This is a genomic window from Pseudomonas sp. PF05 (assembly GCF_056521845.1).
Map to the genome: position 1 here is coordinate 1 of NZ_JBWLPW010000009.1, position 19,891 is coordinate 19,891.

The 19,891-nt window shown below is 63.6% G+C and carries 12 protein-coding genes; 3 read left to right on the forward strand and 9 right to left on the reverse strand.

Features of this window, described 5'->3' with window-relative positions:
• Positions 1 to 210: 210 nt before the first annotated feature.
• From AC09SL_RS16035 to pvdM, 5 genes are all read right to left on the reverse strand, one after another.
• On the reverse strand, positions 211 to 4,362 hold the full coding sequence (locus AC09SL_RS16035) for a non-ribosomal peptide synthetase (RefSeq protein WP_058542419.1): 4,152 nt from the start codon (positions 4,360 to 4,362) through the stop codon (positions 211 to 213).
• A 37-nt stretch (positions 4,363 to 4,399) separates the two neighbouring features.
• A complete protein-coding gene (locus AC09SL_RS16040; RefSeq protein WP_064106994.1) occupies positions 4,400 to 6,058 on the reverse strand; it encodes a cyclic peptide export ABC transporter in 1,659 nt (552 codons plus the stop codon).
• 320 nt (positions 6,059 to 6,378) lie between these two features.
• The gene (pvdO, locus tag AC09SL_RS16045) at positions 6,379 to 7,254 is read right to left on the reverse strand and encodes a dihydropyoverdine dehydrogenase (protein WP_058542420.1); all 876 of its coding nucleotides are present in this window, start codon (positions 7,252 to 7,254) and stop codon (positions 6,379 to 6,381) included.
• A 23-nt stretch (positions 7,255 to 7,277) separates the two neighbouring features.
• Positions 7,278 to 8,558, reverse strand: a complete 1,281-nt coding sequence (gene pvdN / locus AC09SL_RS16050; RefSeq protein WP_058542421.1) for a pyoverdine-tailoring periplasmic protein PvdN — start codon at positions 8,556 to 8,558, stop codon at positions 7,278 to 7,280.
• The gene (gene pvdM / locus AC09SL_RS16055; RefSeq protein WP_058542422.1) at positions 8,555 to 9,925 is read right to left on the reverse strand and encodes a pyoverdine-tailoring dipeptidase-like protein PvdM; all 1,371 of its coding nucleotides are present in this window, start codon (positions 9,923 to 9,925) and stop codon (positions 8,555 to 8,557) included. The genes pvdN and pvdM overlap by 4 nt, the downstream gene beginning before the upstream one ends.
• 268 nt (positions 9,926 to 10,193) lie before the next feature.
• Here pvdM and pvdP point away from each other — a divergent pair, with 268 nt between their 5' ends.
• On the forward strand, positions 10,194 to 11,810 hold the full coding sequence (pvdP, locus tag AC09SL_RS16060; RefSeq protein ID WP_058542423.1) for a pyoverdine maturation tyrosinase PvdP: 1,617 nt from the start codon (positions 10,194 to 10,196) through the stop codon (positions 11,808 to 11,810).
• A gap of 211 nt (positions 11,811 to 12,021) precedes the next feature.
• Here the strand turns inward: pvdP and AC09SL_RS16065 are convergent, their stop codons facing one another.
• From AC09SL_RS16065 to AC09SL_RS16080, 4 genes are all read right to left on the reverse strand, one after another.
• Complete coding sequence (locus AC09SL_RS16065) at positions 12,022 to 12,348, reverse strand: DUF6124 family protein (protein ID WP_058542397.1); 327 nt, start codon at positions 12,346 to 12,348, stop codon at positions 12,022 to 12,024.
• A gap of 520 nt (positions 12,349 to 12,868) precedes the next feature.
• Entirely contained in the window at positions 12,869 to 14,263 is a 1,395-nt protein-coding gene (locus tag AC09SL_RS16070; protein WP_058546858.1) for an efflux transporter outer membrane subunit, read from the reverse strand.
• A 10-nt stretch (positions 14,264 to 14,273) separates the two neighbouring features.
• Complete coding sequence (locus tag AC09SL_RS16075; RefSeq protein ID WP_058546859.1) at positions 14,274 to 16,244, reverse strand: MacB family efflux pump subunit; 1,971 nt, start codon at positions 16,242 to 16,244, stop codon at positions 14,274 to 14,276.
• Complete coding sequence (locus AC09SL_RS16080) at positions 16,245 to 17,393, reverse strand: efflux RND transporter periplasmic adaptor subunit (RefSeq protein WP_058546860.1); 1,149 nt, start codon at positions 17,391 to 17,393, stop codon at positions 16,245 to 16,247. It lies immediately after the preceding gene.
• A 421-nt stretch (positions 17,394 to 17,814) separates the two neighbouring features.
• Here AC09SL_RS16080 and AC09SL_RS16085 point away from each other — a divergent pair, with 421 nt between their 5' ends.
• Together AC09SL_RS16085 and AC09SL_RS16090 are read left to right on the forward strand one after the other, a co-directional pair.
• On the forward strand, positions 17,815 to 18,297 hold the full coding sequence (locus AC09SL_RS16085; protein ID WP_058546861.1) for a sigma-70 family RNA polymerase sigma factor: 483 nt from the start codon (positions 17,815 to 17,817) through the stop codon (positions 18,295 to 18,297).
• A 144-nt stretch (positions 18,298 to 18,441) separates the two neighbouring features.
• Positions 18,442 to 19,776, forward strand: a complete 1,335-nt coding sequence (locus AC09SL_RS16090) for a lysine N(6)-hydroxylase/L-ornithine N(5)-oxygenase family protein (RefSeq protein ID WP_058546862.1) — start codon at positions 18,442 to 18,444, stop codon at positions 19,774 to 19,776.
• The last annotated feature ends 115 nt before the right edge of the window (positions 19,777 to 19,891 follow it).

Sequence of the window (19,891 nt, forward strand, 5' to 3'; positions counted from 1 at the left end):
ATGGATGGCCCTTCGCGGCGGGCCCACGGAGCAATGCCGGAGTGAGGGTATGCCGAGCCTAGGCGAGGCACCGAGTGGTGGGGCAGAAGCGCTTTGGTTACTTTCGCGCTTTTCGAAAGTGACCCGCCGTCAGGGCGGAACCCTAAGCCGCCGTTACCGCAGCAACGGATATTCACACCAAAGTTCGGGGAAAACACAAACCCTATGGCGCTATATCCCTCCCACCGCATTGGCCAGAAAACCCTCGACCAGCGAATCAAGCAACGCATCATCAAAAATCATACTGCGATGACGCAACGGAGAATGCACCGAGCATTGCAACTCACCCGTCAGGCTGTATTCCTTGAGCAGGGCTTCGCAGAATGCCAGTTCCCCCGGGGTTTTCTCCGCCTGTGTCCACCAGCAACTGGGTCGTATCCGCACCGGTTTGAACGTGAACCCAGCAAAGGCCTCCAGCAACCGATCATGCACGGAGAACGCCTGGGCGTTCATGACTTCATCCTTGACGCGCTGCACCATTGACAGCAAATCGCCTCGCCCCGACTCTATCTGAAGGGTGGCCCATTCATGGAAGGCCTGGACCGTGCTGTCGGGTTGTTCCCGTCGGTAAGCCGCCGTGCGTTCGGTGAGGGTTGGAAACAGCAGGTCGAAATATTCGATGGCCTCAAGCAGATCCTGGGAGGCCGGGTCGACTTGCTCAGCGCCTGGCAAATGCCGATGACGCGACAATGTTGCCGGGTACAGATGTTCAGGAATCGTGGCGTCCACCAAGCCGAGAAAACTCACGGTGTGGCCCTGGCTTTCCAGTGTCGCCGCGATGTCCAGCGCGATGGCGCCGCCCAACGACCAGCCCATCAGGTAATAGGGGCCTTGCGCCTGGGCCTTGACGATTTCCTGGCTGTAATCGGCAATCATCTCGCGCCAGGCTTCAGGCCCGGCGTGGGGTTCGCTGAAGCCGCGGTGCATGACGCCAACGGTGCGAGCCCGATGTTGGAGTTTGCGCGCCAGCGGCTGGTAACAGAACACGATGCCTCCGCTGGGATGCAGGCAGAATAACCGCGGTGCCGTGGCGGGGGCGTTGTTCAATTCGACAAGGCATGGGCTCTGTTCGCGGTGCTTTTGCGACATGAACAGGGCCAGCTCGGCGACGCTCGGGTTGGCCAGCAACTCCTGCAGCCGCACGGTGATATTCAGGCGGGCCTTGAGCTGGGCAATCAGCTCGATCGCCAGGATCGAATGCCCGCCCAGTTCAAAGAAACTGTCATTGATCCCCACGCGCTCAACCTTGAGGGACTGTTGCCAGAGCTGCGCCAGGGCTTCTTCCAGCTGCGTGCGGGGTGCCAGGTAATTCGAATGCCAGAGACGGGCGTCCGGTTCCGGCAAGGCCTTGCGGTCGAGCTTGCCATTGGCATTGAGCGGCAAGTGGTCGATGAACAACAGATGGCTGGGCACCATGTAGTCCGGCAACTGCGCTTTGAGCGCGGTCAACAGACCTTCGCGTAACTCGGCCGTGGCCGGTTGCGTGGCAATCACGTAAGCGACCAGTTGCAGGCCGCCGGGGCCTTCATGGGTCAACACGACACCATCGCGCACCGCCGGCAGGGTTTGCAGGTGTGCCTGGATTTCACCCAGTTCAATGCGGAATCCACGGATCTTGACCTGATGATCCAGGCGCCCGATGTATTCGATGCTGCCGTCGGTGCGGTAGCGGGCCAGGTCCCCGGTGCGATACAGGCGGCCACCCGGCAGCGGGTCGAACGGGTCGGGGATAAACCGTGTGGCGGTCAGGTCGGCGCGCCGGTGGTAGCCGCGGGCCAGGCCGGCCCGGCCAACGTGCAACTCACCGATGCAACCCTTGGGCACCGGGTTCAGGTGCGCGTCGAGCAGGTACCAGGACAGGTCGACGATAGGCTCGCCAATAGGGCTCGCGGCCTCGCTGTGCACGTCATGCATCGACAGCGGTCGCCAAGTGACGTGCACCGTCGTTTCGGTGATGCCATACATGTTGATCAACTGCGGCGTCTGGTCGCCGAAGCGTTCGAACCAGGGGCGCAGACTCTGCACATCAATCGCTTCGCCGCCAAAAATCACCTGACGCAACCGCTGGACGAGAGGCTGCCGAGGCGCGCAGGCGACCTGTAGCAACGCCTTGAATGCCGAGGGCGTCTGGTTGAGCACCGTGACGTTTTCCTGGCAAAGCAGGGCGTAGAAATCCTCCGGCGAACGGCTCACGGCATGGGGCACGATGACCAGTCGACCGCCGTGCAGCAGGGCCCCGAAAATCTCCCACACGGAAAAATCGAAGGCATAGGAATGAAACAGGCACCAGACGTCCTGCTGACCGAAACTGAACCAGTGGTCCGTGGCCTGGAACAATCGGCTGACGTTGTGGTGGGCGAGCAATGCGCCTTTGGGCTGGCCGGTCGAGCCTGAGGTGTAGATCACGTACGCCAGGTTATCCGGGTGCATCGGCACATCCGGGTTGTGCTCGGGACCGACGCTAGCAGCATCGACCTGATCCAGCAGCAGACAGGCTATGCCAGCGGGCAGCGCCAGCGATTCACGCAGATGAGCCTGGGTCAGGATCTGCGTGACGCCACTGTCCTGGATCATGTAGGCCAGGCGGTCGGCCGGGTAGGCCGGGTCCAATGGTACGTAAGCACCACCGGCCTTGAGGATCGCCAGCAGGCCGATGATCATCTGCGGCGTGCGCTCGACGGCGATGCCGACCAGCACGTCGGGCCCGACGCCCTGGGCGATCAGCCGATGGGCCAATTGGTTGGCCTGTCGGTTGAGCTCGGCGTAACTGATGTGCTGCCCTTCAAAAGTCAGGGCGATGGCGTCACCCGTGGCGGCGGCATGGGTTTCGATCGACTGGTGCAGGCACTGTCCGCGATGCAGTCGGGTCGGCTGGCGGTTCCAGTGGTCCAGGGTTTGCTGCTGTTCATCGGCGTTGAGCAATTGCAGTTCGCCGAGGGCACGTTCGGGCGTCTCGATCAGGCCCCGCAACAGGTTTTGCCAGTGCTCGGCCATGCGCTCGATGGTGTCTGCGCGGTAGAGATCGCGGCGGTATTCGAATGTCGCCACGATCTGCTGCTGTGAATAGTCGACATCCAGCGACAAGTCGAACTTGGCCTGGCTGTCACCGGTATCGAGAAACTCCAGCGCCAGTTGACCTCGGGTCGGCGCCGGCAGTGGGGGCGTGCCGGTGCGCCAGTTGAACAAGACCTGGAACAGCGGGTTGGCGCTCTGTACGCCGGGACGTTGCAACTGATCAAGGATCAGCTCCAGTGGGTAGTCGGCATGTTCAAGCGCGGCGAGGGACTGCGCGCGCAAGTCCCAAAGAAACGCCAGCACGCTGCGGGCCGAGTCGATCCGCGCCCGATACACCTGGCTGCTGACGAAGAACCCCACCAGGTCCTGGCTTTCCTGGCTGTTGCGGTTGGCGTTGGGGACGCCGACGGTGAAGTCGTTCTGGTTGCTGTAGCGGCCCAGCAACAATTGCCAGGCACCCAGCGCCACCACGAAAGGCGTCAGCCCCTGGCGTTGGCAGAACGCTTCCAGGGCCTGGGTCATTGCCGGGGCAAGCGTCACATGCACGCGTCCGGCCATCGGTTGCTGGCGGGTGGCGCGGGGGAAATCCTGGGGCAGCTCCAGCGTGGGCAGGTCGTGGCCCAGGTAATTGCTCCAGTATTCGCCACTGCGCTGGCAGGCTGCGCTCTGTAAATATTCGCCTCGCTGGTGGGTGGCGTAGTCGGTGTATTGCATGGACAGCGGCGGCAGCGCTGACGGATCACCGAGCAAGGCCTGGGCATAGGCCTGGGTCATGTCCTGCATGAGGATCGTATTGGACCAGGCATCGGAGACGATGTGATGCATGTTGAGCAACAGCACATGTTCGTCGCTGCCCAGCCGCAGCAGCGTTGCCCGCATCAGCGGCGCCTGGGTGAGATCGAACGGTTGCCGGGCGTGCTGCTCGATGCGCTGGGAGAGCGCCAGGGCGCGTGCCGGCTGGTCGAGCGTGCCGAGATTCTCCCGGTGCAGGGTCAGGCAAACGTTGCGCTCGACCACCTGGGTCGCGGCGCCGTCGACTTCAATGAACGCGGTGCGCAGGATGTCGTGGCGGTCGATGACGCGATTGAGTGCCTGCTCCAGGGCGTCGGCATTGAGCTCGCCCGTCAGCCGCAGGGCGCGTGGCAGGTTGTACGCCGAACGGGTCGGGTCGCGCTGTTGCTCCAACCACAAGCGTTGCTGGGCGAAAGACAAGGGCGCGCGGTCCAGCCGGGGGGAGCTTTCCTGCCTGTCGCCAGCGACATCCTCCAGCAGCAGCGTCAGCAGATCATCATCTAGCAGTTCGTTCATGGTGTTCTCGCGGTAAACAGCATTGCGTCGGACAGGCTCAGGCAAAGGCTGCCGGGACCTTTTCACTGACGACCCGACCGGCCTGCATCCGGATCAGTTGGTCGGCGATAGCGAAGTAACGATCGTCGTGGGAAATGACGATGATGGTTTTGCCCAGCGCCTTCAGTTCCGGCAGCAGTTCGGTATAGAAAACGCGGCGGAACACCGGGTCCTGGTCAGCGGCCCATTCATCGAACACCAGCACCGGGCGTTCTTCCAGCCAGGCGTTGAGCAATGCCAAGCGTTTGCGTTGGCCAGTGGACAGGTCGGTGGTGCTGAAGGCACCGTCGCGGATGCTGACCTTATGGGCGATTTCCAGGCGTTCCAGGTAGCGGTTGGCATTTTCAGGCACTTGTTGATCGCCCTGGACCAGTTCATCGAACAGGTAGTAATCGGCAAAAATCGTCGTGAACAGTTGGCGATAATCGTCACGTTGGGCCGCCAGCACCGGCTCGCCGTCGAGCAGGATGTCGCCGCCCTGGGGGGCATAGAGCCCCAGCAGCAGCTTGATCAGCGTGGTCTTGCCGCCACCGTTCTCGCCGACGATGAACACAATGTCGCCCTGGGCAATGGACAGGTTGACCGGTCCAAGGGCAAAGGCTTGGCTGCCGTCGACCGCCGGGAAGGCGTAATGCACGTCACGCAATTCAAGCTGCTGGATCGTCGGCTTGGCGACACATTTGTCATTGAGCAGCAGGTGCGGTTCGGGTGAGGAAAACTGTTCGGCCAGTTCGGCGATGCGCTTGAACGCAATGTTCGCCCGGCTGATCACCGGCAAGGTCATCACCAGGTATTCCAGTGGGCCCTTCATGTACAACAGCACCAGCACGAAACCGCTGAGCACGGCCTTGTCGGTGCCCAGCCACAGCGATTGCAGGGCCAGCACCAGGCCGATGACTACAAAAAACAACATCGAGCCGAAGGTCTTGGCCACCACGAAGGTGTTGACCGAGCGGATATTGGTGTCGCAGATGTAGTCGGCGGTGGCTTCGATGCGCTGGCTGAACATGCGCTGGCGGCGTGGGCGATGGATACGCAGCTCCTTGGCCCCGGCGGCGATTGCGCTGTAGTGTTTTTGCAGCGCGTCTTCGGCCTCGCGGGCGTCTTCAAAACCCCGGATGCCTCGGCCCCGGGCGACGTATTGCACGACCGTGCCGATCACCAGTGCCACCAGTAACAGCAAGAACATCGGCAGTGACAGGTAGGCCAGATAACCCAGGCAACCGAGGGTCACGGTGAAGGCGATGGCCAGCGGTGCGAACGAAAACGCGAAATTGCTGACGGTGTTGACGTCGTGGGTCAGCACCGGGATGAGTCGATGGCTGCGAAAGCGCTCGATCTGTTCGATGGGCGCCAGCAGCACTTTCTTGCCGAGGGATTTGCGCAACCCGGCGATGATGTTCTGGCCGACATGGTTGGTGCCGATGTCGGAAACAATCGAGGTCAGCAGGGCCACCGCGCAGAGTCCCACGAACGTCATCAGCGTCTGGGCCGTGGGCTTGGCCGCGGCGTTCAGGGCGTCGTTGATGGTGGCCAGCAGGGCGGTGATGCTCAGGCCGCCCAACATGCCCAAGAAGATGGAGCCTGCGACAATCAGCCGGAAGGGTTTGAGCAGGACGAACAATTCACTGATCACCCCGCGTGTTGGTTGGCTCATGGAGGTTTCCCTGCTTGATGAAAAGGGCGAAGGCCATCGCGGGCATTCACCGCATGGGCTGGAGGACGGCGGCACGCCGGTTGGGGCGCGCCCACCTGTAGAACGATTGTTGGGGGAAGGGATTTAGTGATGCCTACTGCATCGGTCCAGACGAGCGACTCACCTGTGGCGAGGGGATTTATCCCCGCTGGGCTGCGAAGCAGCCCCAATGAAATCACCGCGTTATTTCTGGCTGATCGGTGTTGCCTTTTTGGGGGCTGCTTCGCAGCCCAGCGGGGATAAATCACCTCGCCACAAGGTATTTGGCTGAGCTTGCCGGTTTACATATCCCGCGCCACCCGAAACCCCAGCCAATCGCCCCGTGCATCGGGGTACACCGCATTGCGATTGCCCGAGCGGGAGAACACCGGCGCTTCGCCCCAGTCGTTGCCGCGGATGCGGCGTGCCTTGCAATCACCGCTGAGCCAGGCGCTGCCGTCGCTCGGGGCGCCCACATAATTTTCGTTATAGCAATCGGCGGTCCACTCGTAGACGTTGCCGTGCATGTCGTACACGCCAAAGGCATTGGGCGCGAAGCTGCCGGCCGGGGCGGTGAAGTTGTAGCCGTCGGCCGCGCCGTAGGTGTTGGCGTGCTGGGCGATGCTGTAGTCCTTGCCCTCGTCGAACGGGAAGGGGAACGGCCCGGTGCTGCCGCCGCGTGCTGCGTATTCGCGCAGGGACTCGCTGACCAGTCGGTAGTGTTTGCCGGTCTTTTTCGACAACCACGCCACGTAGGCATTGGCCTCGGAAAAATCCATGCACACCGCCGGATGTCGGTCGGTGTACTGCTTGCGCGGGTCGCTGCCCTGGTAGTCCGGGATGCCGGCCTTGCAGGCGCGGCCGGGACGTTTGTCGCCGTCGGGCATCGAGTAGCCGGTGTCGCGCAGGTAGGCGAACCATTCACCTTTCAATACCTGGAAGCGACTGATCGCCAGCGGCTTGGCAAACGTCACCGGGTGCATCGGGCCTTCGTCGGGCTCGCGTCCCACTTCGTTTTCCGGGGTGCCCATCTGGAAGGTGCCGGTGGGCAGCACGACCATTTCCGGGCAGTCCTTGCAGTCGCGAAAGACCTGGCCCGGTTGCGAGGCCTGGGCGCTGGAGGGCAGCAGGGCGGCGAGGGCCAGTGCCGGGAGTAGCTTCAGCGAAAAACTGTTCATCCATCTCTCTCGATAAGTCAGGTTCAGAGTGTCTTGCCCAGCAATCCCATGAAGCGATCGATCTCGGCTTCGGTGTTGAGCAGCCCCGGCGCGGTACGGACCACTGGCCCCGCATCGCGATGCACGGCATCGGCGATCACGCGGTTCTTCATCAGGTAGGCAGCCACCTCGTCGCTGTCGCGGTCCTTGACCCGGAAGAAGGTGAAGCCGGCGGACAGGTCTGGGCTCAGCGGCGTGACCAGCTCGATCTGCGGCTGTACCACCAACTGTTTTTTCAGATAGCTGTTGAGGGCATGGATGCGCGCCTGCACCTCGGCCTTGCCCAGTTGCAGGTGCAACTTGAACGCCTCGTCCGCCGCCCAGCGATGCTCGAAGGCGTGGTAGCCCCCCGGGGTCATGACGGTGGAAAACGCCGTGGCTTCGGAGAAGGTCGGGATGATCGGCGTGACGTACTTGAGCTCTTCGCTGCGGCTGCACACCAGGCCCGTGCCACGTGGGCCGAACATCCACTTGTGGGTGCCGGCGATGAAAAAGTCGCAATTCATCTCGGGGAAACTGAGGTCTTCGACGCCGAAACCGTGCACGCCGTCCACCACATAAATGATCCGCTGCTCGTCGCTGCGGCCCTGGTTGTGCTTGTCCACCAGGGCACCGATCTTGTCGATCGGCAGCTTCACGCCGCTGCCCGAATGCACCCAGGTCATGCCCAGGACCCGGGTTTCGGGGCGGATGTTGCGGTCGATGGCTGTGAGGATTTGTTCGTGGCTGGCGTCGTGGGCGTTCTCGAACAGCTTGATCTTGCGCACCCGTGTGCCAGTCCGTTGGGTGCGCAGGTCGAGAATCGTGTGGGTGGCGTAGTGTTCGTGGGCGGTGCTGAGGATTTCCTGGTCGGCCGCCACATGGACGCCGCCGTAGATCATCGACAGGCCTTCGGTGGTGCTGCCGGTGAGGGCGATCTGCTTCGGGCTCGCTTGCAGGTAGCGGCCGGCCCAGGTGCGGACGTTTTCCTCGCGTTCTTCGGTGACGCCCAGGTCCCAGTCCATCAACAACCCCGGGTTTTTATCCAGGGCGGCGCGGTGCTTTTCGATGGCGTCGCGCACCGGACGCGGGTGAGTGGTGACCAGGAAATTGGAGAAGTGCAGGTAGTCCGGGTCCTGGTCGAACAGCGAGCGCAGTTGTGCCCATTTATTCTTCGGCAGCGGCGGCAGAGGATCGGCGCTGGCCGTGGCGGGCAGGCTGGCGGCGAGGGGCAGGCCGGCGGCGAGGATTCCGGCCTGCTTGAGGAAAGTGCGACGTTCATTCATGGCTGGATCGCCTGCTGGGTCGAGGCGATGGCGGGGCGGGCGGCTTTCTGGACCTGGTCCCAGACCCGCAGGAAATTGCCGCCCCACAGTTTGGCGATGTCGGCTTCGGAGTAGCCGCGGGTCAGCAGTTCGGCGGTGACGTTGCGGATATCGCCGACGTTCTCCCAGCCTTTCACGCCGCCGCCTTCGTTGAAATCAGAGCTGATGCCGACGTGGTCGATGCCGATCTTGCGTACGGTGTAGTCGATGGCGTCCCCCAGGTCCTTGAGGCTGGCCTTGGGTTCGTCTTCGAGGATGCCGTAGAGCTGGCCGGCGTATTCGCCGAACTTCTGTTCCGGCCAGGCGGCGATGATCGGGTCGCCGGGCATCAGCGCCATCGCCAGGTTGGGCAGTGGCGGCAGGTCGAAGCGCTCGCGCAGGGCGTTGAGTTTGTCTTGGGTCTTTTGCGTCAGCGGGCGCAGGTACTGGGAGAAACCAACGATCTGCACCACGCCGCCGCTGGCCTTGATCAGTTGCATTTCCTTGTCGCTGAGGTTGCGCGGGATGTCGACCATCGCCCGTGGCGCCGAATGGGAGGCCACCAGCGGCGTGCGGCTCAGTTGCGCGACTTGCTCCAGGGCCTGGGTCGACATCTGCGACACGTCGATGATCACACCCAGGTCGTTCAGGCGCGTCACCGCTTGCTTGCCGATGTCCGACAGGCCGCCGAGGGCGTCGGGCGAATCGTTGAAGAACGGCAGCGGACGGGAGGAGTCGGCCCAGTCGTTGTTGCCGATGTAGCTGAAACCGAACATGCGCATGCCCCGCGCTGTCCACAGGTCCAGCAGGCTCAGGTCATGGCCGAGGGGATAGGCGTTGAGCATGCTGATGAAGATCGCGAACTTGCCTTCGCCGTGCAGACGCCGGAAATCGTCCGGGGTGTAGGCGATGGCGACCTGGTTGGGAAAGTCGCGGACCATGCCGGTGATGATCTTGTAGCGCACTTCCTGCTGGTTGCGCGCTTCTTCGACGAAGCCGGCGGTGGGCTTGTGCGGAGCGTTGGGACCGTTCCACAACTCCGGCCAGCCAAACACCGTCAGGGCCGCGCCGGACAGGTGGCCGCGGTTGGCTTTCACCAGGTCGAACTGGCCCTTGCCGTCCTTGTCGGCTTCGTTGCCGGCGGTGCCGAAATCCAGCGGCACGGTGATGTGGCTGTCGAAGGACAGCAGGCGTTCGTGCAGCTCCCTGGCCTCTTTCATCACCTTGACCGGATAGCCGGGGTTGTCTCGCCACCAATGGTCCCAAGCCGCGACGCCTGCACCGACAGCCAATGCCAGGGCCAGGGGCAGGCCGATGAAAAGAGCCTTTTTCGAACGAGGTGTTGTCATTGCCGATCTCAGTCAGGTTCGCCTTGGAAGGACAGGCGCGGGGGCCTTTGCTATCTGGGGAGAACGAGCGATCGGGCGGGAAATTTAGGCGTTCTCAAGGCCGCCATCGCGAGCAAGCTTTGCTCCCACAGTGCAATTGCAATGGGGTTCACCTGTGGGAGCAAAGCTTGCTCGCGATGAGGCGCTCACAGCAGCCTATAAATTTGTCAGCCCACCCATCGTTCTAGCTTGGATAAAGCCCGCTCCAGGGCTGGACACAGGTAAGGCAATGACGATTTCTCGACGATGGTTCATGGCAGGCCTGGCGCTGACCGGTGCCGCCGTGCCTGCGGTGTATTACGGGCATCGCGAACTGACCCGGCCGGACCCGACCATCACCCCCGGCGAGGCCTCGTTCGACGTGGCTGACGTAGCGGGCCAGCGCCGGGCCGATACGTTGCGGGGCATCTGGACGATCCGTTTCACCGGCCGCGACGCTGGTCTCGAAGGCTTGCCCGAGGACGATCTGCAGTTGTTCCTCGATATCGGCCAAAGGGGCCGTGGCCTGGTGGGCTACCTCGACACGGCCGAACGCTTGCGCGGCACCGATGAGCCGCGTTATTGGGTGCTGGGGGACCTGGCCGGCAGCGATCCGCAGCAGTTGAGCTGGCGCTTGATGAGCGCTCGACAGGGCGCGCCGGACTATGAATTCATCATGACCCTGGACGAAGTCTGGGCCAGCTTTGGCAATGCCGGCAGCGCCACCCTCAGCGGTCGTGTGTGGCGCCTGGACCGTCCCTTGGCGCTGCCTGAACAGGACAATCATTTCATCGCCCTCAAGCAGCGTTTCCCCGAAGCCCGGGAACGCACGCCGCTGAGCCCGCCGCTGCTGGCCTGGCTGGTGTCGCCCGAGCATCGGCTGTTCCACCAGCTCTGGCATGCCACGCGGGACAAATGGCACACCCTGGACGAGGACAAGCGCAACGCCCTGCGCGGCATCGGCTGGCAGCCCGGGCCTCGGGACCAGGAGCGTGATGCTCGCGGCAAGCGCAAGGATCGCAATGGCTCGGGCGTGGACTTCTTTTTCATGCACCGGCACATGCTCGGCACGGCGCGTTCGTTCCAGCCGCTGCCGTCGTGGCCGCACTTCCCCTTGCCGCAACCGGAGCTTGAGCGCGATCGTCTTGGGTTCGCCCGCTACCTCGACAACCACGATGGTACGGCCTTGCCGCCGACCTGGCTGGCCAGGGGAGACGAGCAGTACGCCCAGTGGGTCAGCGACATCAAGACCGCCGAGACGTACCACAGCAATTTCCAGGTCTGGGAATCGCGCTACCGCGACCCGCGCTACCTGTCGAAACTGACCCTGGGCCAGTTGGGTTCGGAAGTGGAACTGGGCCTGCACGACTGGCTGCACATGCGCTGGGCCTCGGTGCCGCGCGACCCGTCCAACGGCCACCCGGTGCCGTTCGCCCGCGACCCGGCGGACTTCGCCCAGCGCTGGTTCGCCCCGGAAAACGACTTTCTCGGCGATCCGTTTTCCTCCCACGTGAACCCGGTGTTCTGGGCCTTCCACGGCTGGATCGATGACCGCCTCGAAGACTGGTTCCGCGCCCATGAACGTTTCCACCCGGGGGAAGTGAGCCGGCTTCAGGTCAACGGCGTGCCCTGGTTCGCTCCGGGCCGCTGGGTCGAAATCGCCGACCCCTGGCTGGGCCCGGTCACCCACGGTTGCAGCACCACGCCGGGGTTGCAGGTCGGGCGTTCGGTGGAAATGGACCCGGAAACCATGAAACTGGCGCTGCGCATCACCTTCGGCAGCGATGACAAAAAGCTCTCCGAACTGTTCCGCCGCGTGCCGCAGCGGCCGTGGTATGCGCGCAATCTCAAATCCAAACCGGTGTGAGCCCTGGCCCGAACTGACCGAGTCTGGGCTGTGTGAATGACTGCTTTTGTGGCGAGGGAGCTTGCTCCCGCTGGGCTGTACCCTGTAGGAGCTGCCGAAGGCTGCGATCTTTTGATCTGACGCTTGGGACTCAAGCGTCAGGGGAAAGATCGCAGCCTCGTTGCACTCGTCAGCTCCTACGGGACGTAGCCCTGCACAATGACGCGGGTACTTATCGCGGTGCGGCGATGTCCAAGGCGCGATTCGCCAGCAGCTCACTTAGCTCGACCATCTGCTGGATGCCCAGGGCAAAACTCCGGCGCGCGCCTTCCAGATCAAAGGCTAGCTCGTTGGCCATGACATTGACCGAGGCGAGGGTTTCGCTGAGGTTGGCCAGCAGGCATTCCAGGTCCGCGCTTTCAGCCACGGTGAACAACTGGCCCGGTGGTGGAGTGGGTTTTTCGGGTTTGGGATCGAGGTAAAAGGCGAGGGCGCGGTCGGCGGCTTCGTTGAGTTTTTTGGACTCGTCTTCGGGGGGATTGGGAGTGATCTTGAACATGGTGCAGCTCCTGATTATCCAAAGGGCGCTGCCATACATCACTTGCAGATGATGGGTGGCAGCTATGCGCGGGTCTGCAAGACCGGGAAACCAGGAACCCGGCAGACCCGAAGGTCTCCCGCACACAGCCGCCATTGAGCGACACGGATGTGTCGATTGGCTTGTGGCTATGCGCCTGGTATTTCGTCGGGCTTGCAGACCCGATCACTGATGGGCAGTGACGGGAAACAAGTTATCGACAGGAGGTTAGGCGCACAAGCCGGCGGATTCTGGCGTAGTTGTAGGCAATGACGCAAGGCAACGTAGCCTCGCTCGGGAGTCCTACATGGTCCGATAAACAGAGCCAAAGTCGAACACTCAGTTTGTGGTTAGGAGATTGATCTGTGGGAGCAAGGCTTGCCCGCGATGCAGGCACCTCGGTCCCCCTGAAACCGTGTCGCCCGCATCGCGGGCAAGCCTTGCTCCCACAGGGGATAACCCAAGTCACACTGTATTACGTGTCTTGTGGGCGTGGCGTGGCTTACATCGCCCGCCAACCCCCACCCAACGCCTTGTACAACGCCACGCTCGCCTGCACCCGCGCCAATCTCAGCTGCACGTTCATGTCCTGGGCGGCGAAGAGGGTGCGTTGGGTTTCCAGCACGGTGAGCAGGTCTTCGGCGCCGGCCTGGTAGCGGCGTTGGGCGATGTCGAAGGCGGTCTGGGCCTGGTGCAGTTCTTCGCTTTGCCACTGCCGTTGGCGGTCCAGGCCGTTGATGCCGTTCAGGGCTTTTTCGACGTCGGCGAAGCCGTTGATGATGGCGGCGCGGTAGAGCGCCAGCAGTTCCTCTTGGCGGGCGGTGGTTCTGTCTCGTTCGGCCTTCAGGCGGCCGTTGTTGAAGATCGGCGCGGCCAGGCCGGCGCCGAGGTTGTAGACGTTGTTGCGCAGCAACTGGTCGGCGATGTCGGCGCCGGTGGCGAGGCTCAGGCCCAGGGTCACGCTGGGCAGCATGGCGGCGCGAGCGACGGTGATGTTGGCCTGGGCGGCGGCGAGGCGGGCTTCGGCGGCGGCGATGTCCGGGCGACGGCGCAGCAATTGGCTGGGCACCCCGGCATCGATGGCCGGCCAGTGCAGACGATCGAAGTTTTCATCGTCGAGTGTGAGCGACTGCACCGGTTGCCCCAACAGCGTCGCCAGGGTGATCAACGCCTCGCTGGCTTGTTGCTGCACTTGGGGCAAGCGGCGTTGCTGGGCCGCCACCAGGCTTTTTTGCTGGGACAGTTCCAGGGCCGTGGCGCTGCCGGCGTCGTAGCGGGTCTGCACCAGGTCGAGCACGCGCTGGGCGTTGTCCAGGTTCTGTTCGGCGATGCGCTGTTGCTCGCGCAAGGACAACGCCTGGGTGTAGCTGTTGGCGACGCCACTGAGCAGGGTCAATTCCACGGTCGCGCGGTCGAACTGGCTGGCCGACAGCGTCTTCAGCGCACTGTCCCGGGCCGCCCGTTTGCCACCCCAGAAATCCAGCTCATAAGTGGCACTGAGGTTGGCGTCGTAGTAATCGATGGTGCGGTTGTCCCGGTTGACGTCCAGTTGGCTGTAGCCCTTGCCGCGCAGCAATTGCTGGCGGTTGCCGTTGAGCCCGGCTGTGACCGCTGGCAGCAATGGCGCGCCAGCGATCACCGCGCTGGCCTGGGCCTGGCGCACCCGGGCCATGGCGGCGGCCAGATCGTGGCTGTCCAGGCGCGCTTGCTCGATCAAGCGGTTCAATTGCGGGCTGCCGAAGTGCGTCCACCATTGTTGGTTATCCGCTCGGGCGCCGGGCGTATCGAGGTTCTGCCAGGCCGGTGGTGGTTGGAGGCCGCTGTCCGGTGCCGACAAGGGGGTGCCGCAGGCCACCAGTAAAAGACTGGCGGCCAGGAGGGTCAGGTGGACTTTCATAGCGTGGGGTTCATTCACTGGTAAGGGCCGTGACCGGGTCGAGGCGGGCGGCCTTGCGGGCCGGCATGAAACCGAAGACGACGCCGGTGACCAGCGCGCAGCCGAAGGCGCCGAACACCGCCAGCCATTCGAAGGCCACGGCGATCTTGCCCAGCAGCAAGGCGCCGCCCACCAGCAGGGCCAGGCCGATACCGGCGAGCCCGCCGACCACCGAGAGCATCACCGCTTCGGTGAGAAATTGGCGCAGGATGTCGCGCTGGCGGGCGCCGGTGGCCATTCGGATGCCGATCTCGCGGGTGCGTTCGCGCACGGTCATGAGCATGATGTTCATCACGCCGATGCCGCCCACCAGCAGCGAAATCGCGGCGATGGCGCCGAGCATCAGCGACAGTGTGCCCTGGGTGCGCGCCTCGGCCTGGATCATCGCGGCGTTGTTGGTCAGTTCGAAATCCTGCTTGCCGTCGTGCAGGCGCAACAGCGTCCGCGAGACGGCCTGCTCGGCCTGCTTGACCTTGCCCGCGTCCTTGGCGGCGATCACCACATACTCGGGATGCCGCGTGCCGAACAGCCGCACACTGGCGGCGGAATAAGGGATGGCGACGCGATTGTCGGCGTCCGAATCCCCGGAGCTGGCGCCTTTCTCGGCCAGTACGCCGACCACTTGGAACGGCACGTTCTCGATCAGGATGTAGCGACCGATGGGGTCGGCGACATCCTTGAGCAGTTTTTGCCGGACCTTGTGGCCGATCACCGCCACCGCCGTCGCGCTGCGTTCATCGGCCTCGCTGAAGTAGCCGCCTTGGGCCACCGGCCAATTGAAGATGGTTGGGAAGTTGGTGTCGTTGCCGCCGACGTAGCTGGTGTGGTCGAGGTTGCCGAAGCGCACGTTGGCGTTGGCACCGTTGACCGGCATGATCCGTTGCACTTCGGGCAGGGCGGCGAGGGCGGCCAGGTCGTACTCGCTGATGATGCCCTTGGCGGCGCGCGGGTTGGGCGCGGTGCCGTTGAGGTAGATGATGTTCGAGCCGAAGGCGCCCATCTGGGCCATGACCTGGCGCTTGCTGCCTTCGCCCACGGCCAGCATGACCACCACCGAGGCCACGCCGATGACGATGCCCAGTAGCGTCAGGGCGGTGCGAAAGCGATTGATCCACATCACCCGCCATGCCGCTTGTACCGCGTCCACCAGTTCACCTTTCCAGGCGCCGTTGTGTTCGCTGCCGGCACTCAGGCGCTGGCGCAGGTCCACGGCTTGCAGTGCCTTTGGGTTGGCTGGCACCTCGCTCGGCAAAGCGTTGGCGCTGTCGCTGATGATCAGCCCGTCGCGGATCTCGATGATGCGCTTGGCCCGGGCCGCCACTTCGCGGTCGTGGGTGATCAGGATCACCACATGGCCCTGGCTCGCCAGTTCGTCGAGCAAGGCCATGACTTCGATGCCGCTCTGGCTGTCGAGGGCGCCGGTGGGTTCGTCGGCGAGGATGATGTGGCCGCCGTTCATCAATGCCCGGGCAATCGACACCCGTTGCTGCTGGCCGCCGGACAGTTGATGAGGACGGTTGCCGGTGCGGCTGGCCAGGCCCAGGCGGTCGAGCAGGGCGCTGGCCCGGGCGTGGCGTTCGGCGGCGCAGGTGCCGGCGTAGATGGCCGGCATCTCGACGTTTTCCTGGGCGGTGCCGGAGGGAATCAGGTGATAGCCCTGGAACACGAAACCGAACGCTTCGCGCCGCAGCCAGGCGAGTTCGTCGCTGCCCAGGGCGGCGACGTCTTCGCCGGCGAAACGGTACTCGCCGCTGGTGGGGCGGTCGAGGCAGCCGAGGATGTTCATCAAGGTGGATTTGCCAGAGCCGGACGCGCCGACAATCGCCAGGAACTCCCCGGCGTGAATGGACAAGTCGATGCCGCGCAGCACCTCCACCCGAGGGCTGTCGCCACCGCCATAGGCCTTGCGAATGTCCCGCAGTTCGATCAGGGGCGTGTTCATTCAGCCTCCGCTGCCGCTGGCCGGGCCGATCAGCACCCGGTCGCCTTCGCTCAGGCCGTCGACAATCTCGGTACGCAGTCGATCGCTGACGCCGGTGCGAACGGTGCGTGGCTGGACATCGCCATTGTCGGCCAGCACCCGCACCTGGCCGGCGTCCTGCAAGGCGGCGATGGGCACGGTCAGCACGTTTTTGGCTTGGGCGGCGACGAAAAACACCTGGGCGGTCATGTCGGTCATCAGCGCGCGGTCGGCGTTGTCGACGTCGAGCAAGACGGTGTAGAGCACCACCCGCTCGCTGCCGCTGCGCCCACCGCTGGGGCTGCCGCCCTGGCTGGCTTCCAGCGGACGTGGCGGCACCGGGAGGATCTGGCGAACGGTGCTGCTCCAGCGTCGGGCGCCGCCGGCCAGGGTGGTGAAGTACGCGACCATGCCCGGTTTGACGTGGCCGATGTCGGCTTCCGAGACTTCGGCCCAGACGGTCATCGGCGACAGGCGCGCGATGCGCAGGATCAACGGGGTTTGCTGCTGGGCGTTGAGGGTCTGGCCTTCCCGGGCACCGACGGCGACCACGGTGCCGCTCATCGGCGCGTAGATGCGCGTATAGCCTAGCTCAGCCTCGTCGCTGCGCAGGTTGGCCTGGGCTTGGCGGATCTGGGCCTGGAACATGTCGATGCGCGCCTTGGTCGCTCGCACTTCGGCCTGGGCAGTTTGCACGTCTTCCTCACGGGTAGCGCCGCCGGCCTTGAGTTGCTGCTGGCGGCGGAATTTCTGCTGCGCCAGGTCGTGCTGGGCGCGCTGTTCCTGAAGCTGGGCCTTGAGGTTCTCGATTGAAAAACGCCCGGCGTCGAGCCGGGCTTTTTGCGTGGACGGGTCGATTTCCACCAGCAACTGGCCTTCGCGCACCTCGTCGCCGGCTTCCACATGAATCTTCTGGATCTGCCCGGACGCCTGGGCGCCGACGTCGACATAACGCCGCGGTTGCAGGGTGCCCAGGGCGGTGACGCTGTTTTCGATATCGCCACGGGTGACGGGCGCGGTGACCAGGGGCGCACGGCTTGGCGCGACCGCTTGCCACGCGGCGAAGGCCACGGCCGGAAGCAGGGCGAAGGTGAGAAGCCAGGCGCGTCGGGTAGGGCGGGGACGTTTCATGCAGGGTTCCGGCCGGTGATATCGGGCCCGTCCCAGGAAGGGCAGGGACGGGAGGCTGTTCTGGTAAACGAGTGCTCGGGGCGGGAATTTACTGGTGTGAAACACTTGTAGGAGCTGTCGAGCGAAGCGAGGCTGCGATCTTTCCACTGCCAATTGAGTCCAGAGCGAAAGATCAAAAGATCGCAGCCTCGCTTCGCTCGACAGCTACAGGACCCAGCGGGAGCAAGCTCCCTCGCCACAAAAGCGGCCCTGGCGCCTCATTTATCCGAATGAATCAGGCCCGATACAAACCAAAGCTTTAAATCTATATGAGAATTACTATAAATTACGCGATTGAATCTGCCACCATCGTGCCATTGCCTGTTCCAGGCATGCCGAGTGGGCACAGGGATAGCGGTCGCAGCCATTGCGCACGGGAGTCATGTTGGAAAACTACTATCGCGAGCTGGTGTGTTTCCTGAACGCCAGGCTAGGCAACCGCCAGGCGGCCGAGGATGTGGTGCATGACGCCTATGTACGGGTGCTGGAGCGCGCCAGCGACACCCCCATCGAACAGCCCCGGGCATTCCTCTATCGCACGGCATTGAACCTGGTGATCGACGGGCATCGGCGCAATACCCTGCGTCAGGTCGAATCCCTGGAGGTGCTGGACAGCGAAGAGCGCTTCTTCACCCCGTCGCCCCAGACCAGCCTCGACCATGGCCAACGCCTGGACATGCTCCAGCGCGCCCTGGCCGAGCTGCCGCCGCTGTGTCGCGAAAGTTTCCTGCTGCGCAAGCTCGAAGGCCTGTCCCATCCGCAAATCGCCGAGCGCCTGGGCATTTCCCGGGCACTGGTGGAAAAACACATCGTCAACGCCATGAAGCACTGCCGCGTTCGCGTGCGGCAGTGGGACGCGCATTAATCTGCCCACGCCGGTCGCATCGCGGTAAATTTTTTTTCATTGTCCTCGTTCCTCTCAACACACGACTTGTTGGCCCCTAAACGCTGGGCAGGTCACCCCAGGCTTTTCGCGCCCTGTTGAGGGCTTTTCCAGAGGACACTGGACATGACACAGGCAATTGCATCGCCCATCGTTCACGATTTGATCGGCATCGGCTTTGGCCCTTCGAACCTGGCGCTGGCCATTGCGCTGCAGGAGCGGGGGCCGGTCCAGGGTGAACTGGACGTGCTGTTCCTCGACAAACAGGCCGACTACCGCTGGCACGGCAACACCCTGGTGACCCAGAGCGAGTTGCAGATTTCCTTCCTCAAGGACCTGGTGACCCTGCGCAACCCCACCAGCCCGTATTCGTTCGTCAATTACCTCAAGCACCATGGCCGCCTGGTGGACTTCATCAACCTCGGCACCTTCTATCCGTGCCGCATGGAGTTCAATGACTACCTGCGCTGGGTGGCCGGGCACTTCACCGAACAGAGTCGCTATGGCGAAGAAGTGCTGCGCATCGAACCGCTGCTGTACAACCAGCAGGTCGAGGCGCTGCGGGTGATTTCCCGCAGTGCCCAGGGCGAGGAACGGGTTCGTACCACCCGGGCGCTGGTGGTCAGTGCCGGCGGCACGGCGCGCATTCCCGAGGCGTTCAAGGCGTTCAAGGATGACGCGCGGGTGTTCCACCATTCCCAGTACCTGGCGCGCATGGCGGGTCAGCCGTGCGTGAAGGGCCAGCCGATGAAGATCGCCATCATCGGCGGTGGGCAGAGCGCGGCGGAGGCCTTCATCGACCTCAACGACAGCTTCCCCTCGGTGCAGGTCGACATGATCCTGCGCGGCTCGGCCCTCAAGCCGGCGGACGACAGCCCATTTGTCAACGAAGTGTTCTCGCCGGAGTTCACCGACCTGGTGTTCCAGCAACCCCACAGCGAGCGCGAGCGCCTGGTCAACGAGTACCACAACACCAACTATTCGGTGGTGGACATCGACCTGATTGAACGCATCTACGGGATTTTCTATCGCCAGAAAGTCTCTGGCGTGGCCCGGCATGCATTCCGCACCCTCACCACCGTGGAGAGCGCCACGGCCACCGACGCTGGCGTGGAACTGGCGGTGCGCAACAACGCCACGGGCGAACTGACGGTGCGCTGCTACGACGCCGTGGTGCTGGCCACCGGTTACGAACGGCAGATGCACCGCACCTTGCTGGAGCCGTTGGCGCAATACCTGGGGGATTTCGAGGTGGATCGCAACTACAAGCTGATCACCGACGAGCGCTGCAAGGCGGCGATCTACATGCAGGGCTTCTGCCAGGCCAGCCATGGCCTGAGCGACACCTTGCTGTCGATCCTGCCGGTGCGCGCCGATGAAATCGCCAGCTCGCTCTATGAGCACGGGAACAATCGCGGACAGGCACGTCCGGTGCGCGATCAGTTGCTCGCCGCTGTGTAGGAGCTGTCGAGCGAAGCGAGGCTGCGATCTTTCCCCAAACACTTGAGTCCCAAGTGAAAGATCAAAAGATCGCAGGCTTCGCCAGCTCCTACAAAACAACCGCAAGCCAGTCAGG

Excerpts from the sequence above, each read along its gene's own strand:
- AC09SL_RS16035 (WP_058542419.1), bottom strand. The coding sequence starts at position 4,362 with ATGAACGAACTGCTAGATGATGATCTGCTGACGCTGCTGCTGGAGGAT.
- AC09SL_RS16040 (WP_064106994.1), bottom strand. The coding sequence starts at position 6,058 with ATGAGCCAACCAACACGCGGGGTGATCAGTGAATTGTTCGTCCTGCTC.
- pvdO (WP_058542420.1), bottom strand. The coding sequence starts at position 7,254 with ATGAACAGTTTTTCGCTGAAGCTACTCCCGGCACTGGCCCTCGCCGCC.
- pvdN (WP_058542421.1), bottom strand. The coding sequence starts at position 8,558 with ATGAATGAACGTCGCACTTTCCTCAAGCAGGCCGGAATCCTCGCCGCC.
- pvdM (WP_058542422.1), bottom strand. The coding sequence starts at position 9,925 with ATGACAACACCTCGTTCGAAAAAGGCTCTTTTCATCGGCCTGCCCCTG.
- pvdP (WP_058542423.1), top strand. The coding sequence starts at position 10,194 with ATGACGATTTCTCGACGATGGTTCATGGCAGGCCTGGCGCTGACCGGT.
- AC09SL_RS16065 (WP_058542397.1), bottom strand. The coding sequence starts at position 12,348 with ATGTTCAAGATCACTCCCAATCCCCCCGAAGACGAGTCCAAAAAACTC.
- AC09SL_RS16070 (WP_058546858.1), bottom strand. The coding sequence starts at position 14,263 with ATGAAAGTCCACCTGACCCTCCTGGCCGCCAGTCTTTTACTGGTGGCC.
- AC09SL_RS16075 (WP_058546859.1), bottom strand. The coding sequence starts at position 16,244 with ATGAACACGCCCCTGATCGAACTGCGGGACATTCGCAAGGCCTATGGC.
- AC09SL_RS16080 (WP_058546860.1), bottom strand. The coding sequence starts at position 17,393 with ATGAAACGTCCCCGCCCTACCCGACGCGCCTGGCTTCTCACCTTCGCC.
- AC09SL_RS16085 (WP_058546861.1), top strand. The coding sequence starts at position 17,815 with ATGTTGGAAAACTACTATCGCGAGCTGGTGTGTTTCCTGAACGCCAGG.
- AC09SL_RS16090 (WP_058546862.1), top strand. The coding sequence starts at position 18,442 with ATGACACAGGCAATTGCATCGCCCATCGTTCACGATTTGATCGGCATC.